General features: G+C 73.1%; 9 protein-coding genes. 6 read left to right on the top strand and 3 right to left on the bottom strand.

Translation table 11 applies throughout. The features are described 5' to 3' along the window. Together RBH18_RS28775 and RBH18_RS28770 are read right to left on the bottom strand one after the other, a co-directional pair. A partial coding sequence (locus tag RBH18_RS28775; RefSeq protein WP_306213466.1) for a beta-ketoacyl synthase N-terminal-like domain-containing protein occupies positions 1–4203 on the bottom strand: 4203 nt, incomplete at its 3' end. Positions 4204–4361: 158 nt separating this feature from the next. Continuing rightward, positions 4362–6263: a rhamnogalacturonan lyase gene (locus RBH18_RS28770; protein WP_306213464.1), complete on the bottom strand. Its 1902-nt coding sequence runs from the start codon at positions 6261–6263 to the stop codon at positions 4362–4364. A 366-nt stretch (positions 6264–6629) separates the two neighbouring features. On the opposite strand from RBH18_RS28770, the gene RBH18_RS28765 reads away from it, so the two are divergent. From RBH18_RS28765 to RBH18_RS28745, 5 genes are all read left to right on the top strand, one after another. Beyond that, the gene (locus tag RBH18_RS28765; RefSeq protein WP_306213470.1) at positions 6630–6935 is read left to right on the top strand and encodes an esterase/lipase family protein; all 306 of its coding nucleotides are present in this window, start codon (positions 6630–6632) and stop codon (positions 6933–6935) included. Further along, on the top strand, positions 6932–7114 hold the full coding sequence (locus tag RBH18_RS28760; RefSeq protein ID WP_306213462.1) for a hypothetical protein: 183 nt from the start codon (positions 6932–6934) through the stop codon (positions 7112–7114). The genes RBH18_RS28765 and RBH18_RS28760 overlap by 4 nt, the downstream gene beginning before the upstream one ends. Before the next feature lie 97 nt (positions 7115–7211). Beyond that, a complete protein-coding gene (locus RBH18_RS28755; RefSeq protein ID WP_306213460.1) occupies positions 7212–7895 on the top strand; it encodes a response regulator transcription factor in 684 nt (227 codons plus the stop codon). Next, positions 7892–9643, top strand: coding sequence for a sensor histidine kinase (locus RBH18_RS28750; protein ID WP_306213458.1), 1752 nt, complete (start codon positions 7892–7894; stop codon positions 9641–9643). Before RBH18_RS28755 ends, RBH18_RS28750 begins: the two co-directional genes overlap by 4 nt. A 71-nt stretch (positions 9644–9714) precedes the next feature. After that, entirely contained in the window at positions 9715–10803 is a 1089-nt protein-coding gene (locus RBH18_RS28745; protein ID WP_306213456.1) for an acyltransferase family protein, read from the top strand. Positions 10804–10969: 166 nt separating this feature from the next. Here the strand turns inward: RBH18_RS28745 and RBH18_RS28740 are convergent, their stop codons facing one another. Next, complete coding sequence (locus tag RBH18_RS28740) at positions 10970–11692, bottom strand: DUF3152 domain-containing protein (RefSeq protein ID WP_372339001.1); 723 nt, start codon at positions 11690–11692, stop codon at positions 10970–10972. Between the two features lie 155 nt (positions 11693–11847). Here RBH18_RS28740 and RBH18_RS28735 point away from each other — a divergent pair, with 155 nt between their 5' ends. Continuing rightward, positions 11848–12378 (top strand): SigE family RNA polymerase sigma factor, encoded by a 531-nt coding sequence (locus RBH18_RS28735; RefSeq protein ID WP_306213454.1) that lies wholly within the window; start codon positions 11848–11850, stop codon positions 12376–12378. Positions 12379–12419: the final 41 nt, after the last annotated feature.

Genomic DNA, 12419 nt, shown 5'->3' with positions numbered 1-12419 from the left:
CGGCTCGCCGAGGAGCAGCTGCATCGCCAGGGAGTCGTCGCGCAGGGGCACCGGGCGGACCATGGTCAGCTCGGCCAGCACGGGCACCCCCGCCCAGCGGCCGAAGGAGGTGGCCAGCTCGACGAGGACCGTGCCGGGGACCAGCGTCTCGCCGGTGATCCGGTGGTCGCGCAGCCACGGCTGGCCGGCCGCCGAAAGCTGGGCCACCGCGAGCAGCCGGCCGGTGCCCGGCACCGGTGTCATCGTGACCGCCGGAGCGCGACGGGCCGGGCCCGCGGGCTGCCCGCCGGCGACGTCCGCCAGCCAGAAGCGTCGGCGGTGGAACGGATAGGTGGGCAGTGCGGCGGCCTCGCGGGGGTCGGCCGGGCCGAGCAGGGCCGTGCGGTTCACCCCCACACCGTGTGCCCACAGCCTTGCCGCCGTCGCCTCCGACACCGGCAGCACCTCCCGCGGCACGAAAGCGGCCGTCGACGGTGCCGGGCCCAGCTCCACGACCAGGGCGGGCAGCGCGGCGACGGCGTCCGCGAAGCGCACCGGTTCGCGGATCTGGCGTGCCCAGTAGCCCGCGGTGCGCAGGTCACCGCCGGCGGCCGGGCGGCCGGTCCGGGTGGACACGATGGGGACGGACGCGGAGCCGTACGTGACGGAAGCCGCGACGCGGGCGAACTCGTCGAGGATCGGGTCCATGTGCAACGAGTGGAAGGCATGGCTGACCCGCAAAGTGGCCGGCCGGCGGCCGAGGGCGGACACCACCTGCCCGACCGCCTCCCGGTCGCCGGAGAGCACGACGGATCGCGGTCCGTTGATCGCGGCGAGGTCGGCGCCCGGGCGCAGGAAGGGGCGCACCTCGTCCTCGGATGCCGCTACGGCGACCATCGTGCCGCCCGCCGGCAACGCGCCCATCAGCCGGGCCCGCGCCGAGACCAGCTTCGCGGCGTCGGCCAGCGTCAGGATGCCGGCCACGTGCGCGGCGGCCAGCTCGCCGATCGAGTGTCCCACCAGCACGTCGGGCCGCACCCCCCAGGATTCGAGCAACCGGTACGCGGCCACGCCGTAGGCGAACAGCGCCGGTTGCGCGTACTCGGTGCGGTCGAGGTCGGCCCCGGGGGGAACAGGATCGCCGAGCGCGGCCATGACCTCGGCATACGCGGCCCGGAACACGTCGTGCGGCAGCAGGCCGGGGCGTTGGGCGCCTTGCCCCGGGAAGACGAAGGCGACCTTGCCGGGATGGCGGGCGTCACCGCGGACGAGGTCAGGGTGGGGGTGGCCGTTGCCGAGGGCGGTCAATGCCTCCTCGCGGTGCGCGCCCAGCACGACGGCGCGGTAGCGACCGGCCGCGCGGGTGCCGAGCGCCGCAGCTCGCACCGGTCCGTGCTTCAGCAGCCGGCTCGCCTGCTCGCGCAGCGCGACCTCGTCCGCCGCCGACAGCAACAACGGCCCGTCCGCACCCGCGCGGGGACTCGGCGAACCGTCCGGAAGCGACAAGCCGGCGGGCGGGGCCTGTTCGAGGATGACGTGCGCGTTGGTGCCGGAGATGCCGAACGACGACACCGCGGCCCGGCGCGGGCGGCCGGTGCCGGGCCACGGCAGCGCCCTGTCGAGCAGCCGCACGTCGCCGGCCGTCCAGTCGACATGGGTGCTGGGCGGGAAGGCGTGCAAGGTGCGGGGCAGCCGGCCGTGCCGCATGGCCTCGACCATCGTGATGACGCCGGCGACGCCCGCGGCCGCCTGGGTGTGGCCGATGGTGGACTTGATCGAGCCGAGCAACAGCGGGCGCCCCGCCGGCCGGTCCTGGCCGTACGTGGCGAGCAGCGCCTGGACCTCGATCGGATCGCCGAGCGGCGTGCCGGTGCCGTGCCCCTCGACCGCGTCCACATCGGAGGACCGCAGGCCCGCCGAGGACAGCGCGGCCCGGATGACGCGCTGCTGGGCCGGGCCGTTCGGCGCCGCCAGGCCGTTGGATGCGCCGTCGGAGCCGACCGCGGAGCCGCGTACCAGCGCGAGCACGGGATGGCCGAGCCGCCGGGCGTCGGTCAGGCGTTCCAGCAGCAGCAGTCCGGCGCCCTCGGCCCAGCTCGTGCCGTCGGCGGCCGCCGAGAACGCCTTGATCCGGCCGTCCGGGGCGAGCCCGCGCAGCCGGCTGAACCCGACGAACGAGCCGGGGGTGGACATGACCGTGACGCCGCCGGCGATCGCCATCGTGGACTCGCCCGCGCGGATCGAACGGGCCGCCTCGTGCAGGGCGACCAGCGACGACGAGCACGCGGTGTCGATCGTGACGGCCGGGCCGGTGAGCCCGAACGTGTAGGCGATGCGGCCGGACGCGACACTGCCGGCCGAGCCGGGACCCAGACGCCCCTCGAGCTCGGCGGACGGGTGCTCGCCCGCGAGGTCCCCGTAGTCGTGGTACATGACGCCCGCGAACGTGCCGACAGCGGTGCCGCGTACCGCCGCGGGGTCGATCCCGGCCCGCTCCCACAGCTCCCAGGCGGTCTCCAGGAGCAGGCGCTGCTGCGGGTCCATCGCGAGCGCCTCGGTGTCGCCGATCCCGAACGGCGCCGGGTCGAACCCGGCCACGTCGTCGAGGAAGCCGCCCGCCGCCGTGGCGGAACGGCCGGCGCGGTCCGGGTCGGGATCGTGCAGGTCCGGGTCCCAGCCGCGGTCGGCCGGGAAGGGCGTGATCGCGTCGGCCTCCTTGCCGAGCAGCTCCCACAGGTCCTCGGGCGAGCTCACGCCACCCGGATAGCGGCAGGCCATCGCCACGATCGCGATCGGGTCGCCGGCTTCGGCGGGGCGCGGCGCCGACAGCTCGTCGCGGAGGACCTTTCCCGACGAGGTACGCGGCAGCGCGTCCACCAGGTGCAGTTCGTCGAGCGCAGCGGACAGCCGGCGCCGTACGGTGGACAGCAGCCCGGCCGCGTCGACGCCCGGGGCGGCCGGCACCACGTACGCGACCGCCACCTGACCGAGCCGGTGATGCGGACGGCCCGCCACAGCCGCGTCGGCCACCTCGGGCAGGCTCAGCAGCACCTCCTCGATCGACGCCGGGTGGATGTTGACGCCGCCCCGGATGATCAGGTCGCGGACCCGCCCGGTCAGCACGAGCTGATCGCCGAGCATCCGGCCCAGGTCGCCGGTGCGATACCAGCCGTCCACCAGTGCCTCGTCGGTCGCCGCGGGCTGCCGGTGATAGCCGCGCATCACGCCGGCGCCACGGACGTACACCTCGCCTTCGGTTCCCGGTGGCAGGGCGGCGCCCGTACCGGGAGCAGTGATCCGGACCTCGGTGACCACCTGCCCGACCGAGCCCTCGGCGGCGATGTCCTGCCCGGGCAGTTCGAGGGCGACGGCGCCGCACGTCTCGGTGGCGCCGTAGCTGTTGACCAGCGGCGCGCCGAGCACCTGGTGGACGGCGGCGCGCAGCAGCGGCGGCACGGGTGCCCCGCCCGTCACGCACATCCGTAGGCCGCGCCACTCGGGCCGGTCGTCGCCCAGCGCGGCGAGCAGCCCGTGGTAGGTCGTCGGCACGCCGTTGAGCACCGTCGGCGCGGTGGTCCGTAACGCCTCGGCCAGCTCGGCGCCGGACGGGTTGTCGAGCAGGACAGCGGTGGCGCCGAGCGCGGGCACGCCCAGCACGATCCGTTCGTGGCTGAACGCGTGGGACAACGGCAGCGGCCACAGGAACCGGTCGTCGGCGGTCAGGCCGAGGTGGTCCACGAGGGCGGACCGGATCATCCTGAGCCAGCGGCCCTGGCTGGAGACGACACCCTTGGGCCGGCCGGTGCTGCCGGAGGTGTAGTGGATCCAGGCATCCTCGTCGAGTCCGAGATCGTCGCGCGGGGGCTCGTACGCTGCGGCGGCGAAGACCTCGGCCAGGTTCGCCGCGGTCACTGTGCGCACCGGCCGGCAGTCCTCGGCGTAGCGCGCCAGCTCCGCGGTGGAGGCCTTCGCCGGCACCGGTACGCCGATCCCGGCCGCCCGGACCGTGCCCAGCACCGCCACGGCGACGTCGGCCCCGGCGGGCAGGCTGATCAGCACCGGGTCGCCCCGGCGGTGCCCGAGGGCGGCGAGCCCGCAAGCGAACCGTCTCGTCCGCTCCTCGAGACCGGCGAACGTGAGTCGCGCGGAGCCGGTCTCGAAGGCCGTCTTGTCCGGCCGCTCGGCGGCGTGGCGGCGCAGCAGGTCCACGATGGTCTCCAGCACCCAGCCCACGCTAACGCGCTCACCGAAGCCGGCGCGGGCCTTGGGCCGCCTCCCGGACGCTCGCGAAGAAAGCCCGGGCACACAAGCATCGCCGAGGGGCGTGCGACGGCGACCGGTCCCGTTCGCTCGGTGGCGTCCGGGACCGGCCGGATGCGGGGTCAGCGCGCCGTCACGGCGGGCTGGGCCGGGGTGGTCATGCCGTCGCCGATGAAGTAGCTCGGGTGCGGCGGCTGGTTGTAGCCGGTGTTCTGCCAGGCCAGCGCGGTGCGGTACTGGGTGTCGTGCAGCAGGGTCCAGAGCCGGGTCGCGGCCGGCGTGGGGGTGGAGTAGATCCGCAGCGCCTTGCTGTCGGCCGTACGCAGGACCAGCTCCTCGCGCCAGTCACCGAGGATGTCGCCGGACAGTGCCGGGGTGGCCTTGGTGGAGTTGTTCGACGCGCCGTCGGCGGTCAGCAGGCGGGTGTCGGCGCTGGTCCCGTACTTGCTGATCTTGTTGCCGTCGAGCAGCTCGCGGACCGGGTCGGCGTCCCACCAGATGAGGAAGTTCATGAACGACGGCTTGCGCCCGAGCACGGCGCCCTTGGTGTTGCGCAGCGAGTCGTCCGCGGCCGACCAGGACTCGGCGCCCGGGCTGCCGGCCCAGATGTCGCCGGACACGCCGCGGCCGTTGTCGCCGTCGGCGGGGGTCTGCCAGATCACTTCACCGGTACGGGCGTCGGCGAACCAGGAGGAGGGCTTGCTGCTGTCCTCGTCGACCTTGAAGACCTCCAGCCCGGGGCGGGCCGGGTCGAGATCGCCGACGTGCAGGGCGTCACCGTGGCCGTAGCCGGTGCTCCACAGCACGCTGCCGTTGTCGTCGATCGCCAGCGAGCCGAAGATGATCTCGTCGCGGCCGTCGGCGTCGGTGTCGGCCACCGCCATCTGGTGGTTGCCCTGCCCGGCGTACTGGGTGCCGGCCGTGTTGGTGTCGAACGTCCAGCGCCGGGTGAGCGTGCCGTTGCGGAAGTCCCACGCGACGATCACCGAGCGGGTGTAGTAGCCGCGGGACATCACCAGTGAGGGCCGGGAGCCGTCGAGGTAGGCGGTGGAGGCCAGGAACCGGTCGACGCGGTTGCCGTAGGAGTCGCCCCACGAGGAGACGGTGCCGCGGGCGGGGAGGTAGTCGACGGTGGACAGCGCCTTGCCGGACAGGCCGTCGAACATGGTGAGGAACTCGGGGCCGCTGAGCACGTACCCGGCGGAGTTGCGGTGGTCCGCGGACGCCGAGCCGATCACCGTGCCGGCGCCGTCGACGGTCCCGTCACCGGTGCGCATGGCCACCTCGGCGCGCCCGTCGCCGTCGTAGTCGTACACCTGGAACTGGGTGTAATGCGCCCCGGCCCGGATGTTGCGGCCCAGGTCGATGCGCCACAGGCGGGTTCCCTGCAGCGTGTACGCGTCCACGAACACATTTCCGGTGTAGCCCGACTGCGAATTGTCCTTGGCATTCGACGGGTCCCATTTGACGACCAGTTCGAGGTCGCCGTCGCCGTCGAGGTCACCGACCGACGTGTCGTTCGCCGAGTAGGTGTACGCCTCCCCGGCCGGCGTGGTGCCGCCCGGCGGCACCCGCAGCGGCACGTCGAGGTAGCCCGACCCGAACCGCAGCGACGCCGGCGACGCGGCCTGCTCGGTGCCGTCGACCACCGCTCGCACGGTGTAGGAGGCGTCCGCGGCGGCGCCCGGGTCGAGCACGTTCGTCGACCCGGTGACCGGCGTGGCGGTGATCTTCGTCGTGCCCCGGTATACGTTGAAACCCGTGGTCAGCGCCTCGGTGCCCAGCAGCCGCCACGACACCAGGTTGCCGGTCCCCGAGCGCACGCTGATCACGCCCCGGTCGAGATCCTCGACCTGGCGTGCCGTCGCCGCCAGGGTGCTGCCGGTCGAGGTCGCGGCGTCCGAGGGCAGCACGAAATACCCGGCCGCGGCCACCGCGAGCACTGCCGCTCCGGCCAGGCCGGCCCTTTCCCGGACGCGCCGGCGCGGGCGCGCACCCGGCTGCTGGGCGCGGACTTCACTCATTGCAATGTCCCTCCGTACGTCTCCGGCGGTCGCCGGACGCGCCCACAGTAGAGATCCACACGGACGGGGCAAACCGCAGATGATCTTCTAATCGACACTTAAGGAAGACCATCGGCGACATACAGGTAAGAACGTTTTGTGCAAGAAATCTGTTATCCCGGGCAACCGTTTCGGGCCGCGCTCCGTCATCTTCGCCGCACGGGTGGGCTCTGCGTGGCGTCGCCGGGGCCAACGTTCAGCGAGGACGCCGGGACACGGTGCCGGGCGGAGCGGTCACCCTGGGAGCGCTGCCCGGACGCCGGCTTCAGCATGGGCACCGGAGAGGTCGCCCGCTATCTGGGCCGCTACGGCTCCGGCCGGATCGCCATGACAAGACTCAAGACCGCCGTGGCCACCGTGGTGGTGCTCGCGGCCGCCCTGGTGACGGGTGCCGCCGGCGTGGCGGAAGCAGGTCGCGGGCATGCGCCGAAACCCACGATCGTGCTGGTACACGGAGCCTTCGCCGACTCGAGCGGCTGGAACGGCGTGGTCGGCCGGTTGACCCGGGACGGCTACCCGGTGGTCGCGGCCGCGAACCCGCTGCGCGGCGTGGCCTCCGACGCGGCTCAGCTGACGGCGCTGCTCGACAGCATCACCGGCCCGATCGTGCTCGTCGGGCACTCGTACGGGTGATCAGCCGGGCAGCGGCGGGTGACCCGGACGTCAAGGCCCTGGTCTACGTGGCCGCGTTCGCGCCCTTGGCGGGGGAGAGCGCCGGTGACCTGGCGGCGAAGTTCCCGGGCAGCACCCTCGCGGAGACGCTGCCCGGCGTCACCACGGCCCTGATCGAGCAGGCCGCCACGCGCAAGTAAGGACGCACCGCTGCCGGCTGCCTGGCGCCGCGGTGACTTGTCTCGGCAATGTCAGCGTTTGCCCTGGCAGCCGCCCGGTGTTCCTATAGTTCTCGCCATGAGCGCGCACGTGGTGGTCGCCGAGGACGACGTCCGGCAGGCCGAGGTGGTCCGGCGTTACCTGCAGGCTGCCGGCTACCGGGCGTCGGTCGTTCACGAGGGCCGTGCCGCGATCGAGCTGGTGCTGCGGGCCCGGCCCGAGCTGCTGGTGCTGGACGTGATGATGCCGGGGCCGGACGGGCTCGCGGTCTGCCGTGCGCTGCGCCGGGAGAGCAATGTCCCGGTGTTGATGCTGACCGCCCGCCGCGACGAGGACGACCTGATCGCCGGGCTCGAGGCCGGTGCGGACGATTACCTGATGAAGCCGTACAACCCGCGGGAGCTGATGGCGCGGGTCCGGACGATGGTGCGCCGCAACCGATGGGCGCCGGAGGCCGGGCTGCGGGTCGGCGATGTCACGGTCGACGTGGCCGGCCACCACGTGACCGCCGGCGGGCGCAGGGTGGACTGCACGCCCGGCGAGTTCGAGATCCTGGCCGCGATGGCTGCCGCCCCGGACCGGGTGTTCACCAGGGCGCAGCTGCTGGAGCGCACCCGGGGCTTCGAGGTCGCCGCGACCGACCGGACCGTCGACATGCATGTCATGAAGCTGCGCCGCAAGATCGAGCCGGATCCGCGCCGGCCGGCGTACCTGCTGACCGTCTACGGCGTCGGGTACAAGCTCACGGACGGGTCGCGGTGAGGTCCCGGAGCCTGGTGGTGCGGCTGCTGGCCGTGTCGCTGCTGGTGGTGCTCTGTGCCGTGCTGGCCACCGCCTGGCTCGTGGTGCGCAGCACCACGTCGCAGCTGCGGCAGGAGCTGGGTCAGGGCATCGGCTACGACGCCCGGATCTACGAGGAAGTGCTCGGCTATGCCGCCGCCCACACCACGTGGTCCGGCGTGCGGCCGCTGCTGGCCGAGCTGCGCGGGATCACCGGCCGCCAGATCACGCTCACCCGCGAGGACGGTACCTTTCTGGCCAGCTCGGAGGGGAAGCGGCCGGAGCTGCCGGCCCGGCGCTCCGCGCTGGTCAGCCCGCTCGGCATCGAAGGGTTCCTCTCCTCCGGGCAACCCGACGAGAGCGGTATCGACCGCCGGGCGCTCGGCCCGTACCGCCTCACCGCCGCCGAGCACCGGATGCTGTCCAGCCGGTTCCTGAACGCTCAGCGGTGCATGACCGGGCAGGGCATCGCCGTCACGGCCGACACCACCGGTGCGGGCCGGCCGACGCTGACACCTCTGTTCACGAGCGCGGAGGTGGTCTCCGCGCAGCTGGCCGAGTGCTATCGCCGGTCCGGCGCCGACCTGGTCACCCGCACCGAGAGCGCGGCGCTGGCTCAGCTCACCGCGCTGACGAACGTGTGCCTGGTCGGGCGGGCCGCCGAGCCGGTGGTCACCGTGCTGCCCGGTTTCGTGTGGCAGCCGACCGGCACGGCCCGTCCCGCCGCGGGCCAGGCGGAGGAATGCGTGGCGAAGTCCCGCAAGGAGCAGCTCGCGCCGTACGTGGCCCCGCCCGCGTACCTCTATGTCACCGGCCCGGCCAGGACAGCCGGTACGGTGGTCGACCTGTCCCGCGCCGGCACCTTACGGGTGGCGGGCGTGGCGGGGCTGGTCCTGGCGGTCGCGGTCGCGGTGACGTTGCTCGTCGGAGTGCGGATGTCGCGGCCGCTGCGCGCGCTCACCAGTGCCGTCGAGGGCGGTGCGAGCCACCTCCCGGTCCGCAGCCGGGACGAGATCGGGCGGCTCACGGCAGCCTTCAACGACCTCTCCGAGCGCCGGGAGAGCGCCGAACGGCAACGGCGTGCGATGGTCAGCGACATTGCTCACGAGCTCGGCACTCCGCTGACCACCATCCGTGCCTGGCTGCAGGCCGCGCGCGACGGCGTGGCCGAGGCGGGCCCCGAGTTGCTGGATCTGCTCGCCGACGAGGCGGAGCTGCTCCGGCACGTCGTCGACGACCTGCGCGACCTGGCCGCCGCCGACGCGGGCCGGCTCCGGCTGCACCCCGAGCTCGTCTACGTCAACGAGTTGCTCGCCCAGGTCGTCGCGGCGCACGGCGGCCGCGCCGGCGGTGTCACGATCGCGCTCGAGACCGCCGGCGACCCGGAGGCCGAGCTCGATCCGGTCCGCGTCCGCCAGGCGGTCGGCAATCTGCTGTCGAACGCGGTCCGGCACTCCCCGCCGGGTGCCACCGTCACCGTCCGCTCGCACCTCGACGGCGGCGATCTGGTGATCGAGGTCGCCGACGCGGGCACCGGCATCGCCGCGGACGATCTCCCGCACGTGTTCGACCGCTTCTGGCGCGCGGACAAGTCGCGCAACCGCGCCACCGGCGGCAGCGGACTGGGCCTGGCCATCGTCCGCAACCTCGCCGAGGCCCACGGCGGCAGCGTCACCGCGACCAGCCGGCTCGGCCACGGCAGCACCTTCACCCTGCGCCTGCCCACCTGACATCCCCTGCTCCCCACCGCGAGCGGCTCGGCCACTCGCGGCGATGACCCCTGCGAAGGAGGCGGCCGATCATGGCTGCGAGGACGAATCGCCTGCTCGCTCTGGACGGATTGCGGCTGCTGTGCGCGCTGGCGGTGGCCGGCTACCACCTCGGTCTGGCCTGGTCGGTCGACGGCGTCCGGCCGACCAGCGCCTTCCTGCCGCAGGAGGTGAACTCGGTGCTGATCTACGGCTTCCTCGGCGTGGAGGTGTTCTTCATGATCAGCGGCTTCGTCATCGGCATGAGCGGCTGGGACCGCGGCCCGCGTGACTTCCTGGCCTCCCGGGTCGCCCGGCTCTACCCCGCCTTCTGGGCCTGTGTGCTGATCACCTCGGCCGTCATGATCGTCTTCCCGCTCACCGAGGGCATTCCGTTGCCGCACGGGCTGACCGGCGCGGACATCGCCGTCAACCTCACCATGCTCGCGGAACCGCTGAACGTGCCCTCGGTCGACACCGTCTACTGGACCCTCTGGTACGAGCTGCGCTTCTACGCTCTGTTCACGGTTCTGGTCCTGGCCGGTCCCACCCGCGGCAGAGTTGTCGTCCTGGGCGCCTGCTGGCTGGCCGCCTCCGTCGCCGTCCCGGCCGGCACGCCGCTCGCGGAGCTGGTCATGCCCCAGTTCGCGCCCTACTTCGTGGCGGGCATGACGATCCACCTTCTCCGCCGCTACGGGCCGGCCCTGCCGCTGTGGGCCCTGCTCGCCGCGGCCTGGGTGCTCAGCCTGGTCCGCGTCCGGGAGCGCGTGCTCTTCGCCAACCCCGGCTTCCCGGTGCCGGTCTGGCCCGCCTGGCTGCTCATCACGCTCGCCTATGTCGTGCTGCTGGCCATCGCGCTCGGCGTCACCGACGGCTGGACCTGGCGCCGGCTTGCTGTCGCCGGCGCCATCTCCTATCCGTTCTATCTGCTGCATCCGCGCATCGGCTTCACGATGATCCGGTACGCCTACGACCGCACCGGGCTGCCGGTGCCCGTACTCATCGTGGCCGCGGTGGTGGTCCTGCTCGTCGCCGCCTGGCTGGTGCACCGGCTGGTCGAACGACGCTGCGGGCCCGCACTGCGACGCTGGATCGCCACCGGGTCGATCCGCCCGCGCTCCGCCGTCCCGGTCGCGTCGTGACGCGGACGGCTCAGACCAGGGCCGGCCGGCGGCCGGTCAGCCGGTGCAAGTGGTCGCGGACCCGGGCGGCCTCCCACACCGGCACCCGGGCGGCGATGTAGCCGTCGGGACGGATCAGTGCTGCCGGCGAAGCCGAGGCCGCGCAGGCCCCACGGCGTACGGGGCGTCAGCTGATGCCGGGATCGGCGGCCGGGATCTCGTCGTCGTAGGCGCCGGATTCGCCCGCATAGCGTTCGCCGCCGAGGTACGGCCAGGGGTTCGCGGCGCAACCGTGCAGCCCGAGGGTCTGCTGTTGCATGACCGGGGCAGGCTCGCCCGGCTTCGGGCACAGCTCGTGTCCCTGTCCGAGGCGGTGTCCCACCTCATGATTGACCATGTACTGGCGGTACGTCGTCAGGCCTGCCCCGAAGCGCGGTACGCCTTTCACCCAGCGCGCTACATTGAGCACCACCTTGTCGCCGTTGCGGCATGACGTGTAGCCGTCCGGGGTGTCACCGCAGAGCTGGTCCCGGGTCCGCGGCGTGGCCAGATAGATGGTGAAGTCGTATGGGGCGCCCGGACCGACCCGCTGCAGCCGCCACCGTCCCCCGGCGGTCCAGCCGCGCGAGGCGGAAAGTGTGGCGGTGACCGTGCTGGCGAAGGTGTCCACCGGCAGGCCGTCGATGTCGCGCTCGACCAGGACCCGATACCGCAGAAGCGTGCCGGAGCGTCCGGCCGCCGGCCCGGACTGGGCCGAGGCCGCGGCCCACTTTCCGGAACCCGTCGCCGGGTAGGTGATCGACGGCGAAGTGACTATGGCATGGGACGGCGCGGGCGGGCTCGACGCCTCGGATCGCGGAGCATGCCAGGCGGCCGAGGAGGGCGATGCGCACGCGCCCAGCAGGAACAGCGCGGCGACAGCCGGAACTCGCAATTTCACGGCCCTGATGACGACCGGAAGAAGCGTGCGGTTCGTCGGCGGCGGTGTGAAGAAACTCGCCCGCCGAGGAGCCAACCCCGGTCACCCGGCAGCCGTCATGGGGAGTCGACAGGGAAGGAGGACGTGTGCCTACCGAACGTGATGAGCAGTTCGACAGGTTCGTCCGGGAACGGCGGCCCGGCCTGGTGCGCACGACCACGCTGCTGACGGCCGGAGACCCGCACCTCGCCGAGGACCTCGTGCAATCCGTGCTGACCAAGCTGTACGTGGCATGGCCCGCGTTCCGCGGTGCGGACAGTCCCGAGGCCTATCTCCGGCGCACCCTGGTCAACGCGCTGACCGACGAGCGGCGCCGCTGGTGGCGCCGGCACGAGCGATCGATGGCCGACCCGCCGGAGCGGCCGCACGCCGAAGCTCCCGGCGCCGGCATCGACCCCGAACTGCAGGACGCCTTGCGCAGCCTCACTCCGAAGATGCGGGCCACGCTGGTTTTCCGCTATTTCTACGACCTCGACGTCGCGGACACCGCCGACGCCCTCGGCTGCTCCGCCGGCACGGTCAAGAGCCAGACCGCCCGCGCGCTCGAGCTGCTGCGCAGCCGCCTCGGATCCGACAGACCCCTTGCCGACATCCCCGTGACGGGAGCCCTCCGATGACGAATCTCCACGACCGGCTCGACCGGCTGGCCGGCCCGGCA

The organism is Actinoplanes oryzae (assembly GCF_030757795.1).
Taxonomy (GTDB): domain Bacteria; phylum Actinomycetota; class Actinomycetes; order Mycobacteriales; family Micromonosporaceae; genus Actinoplanes.
Note: the sequence above shows the minus strand (reverse complement) of the source record. Positions and strands in the feature narration are given on the sequence as shown.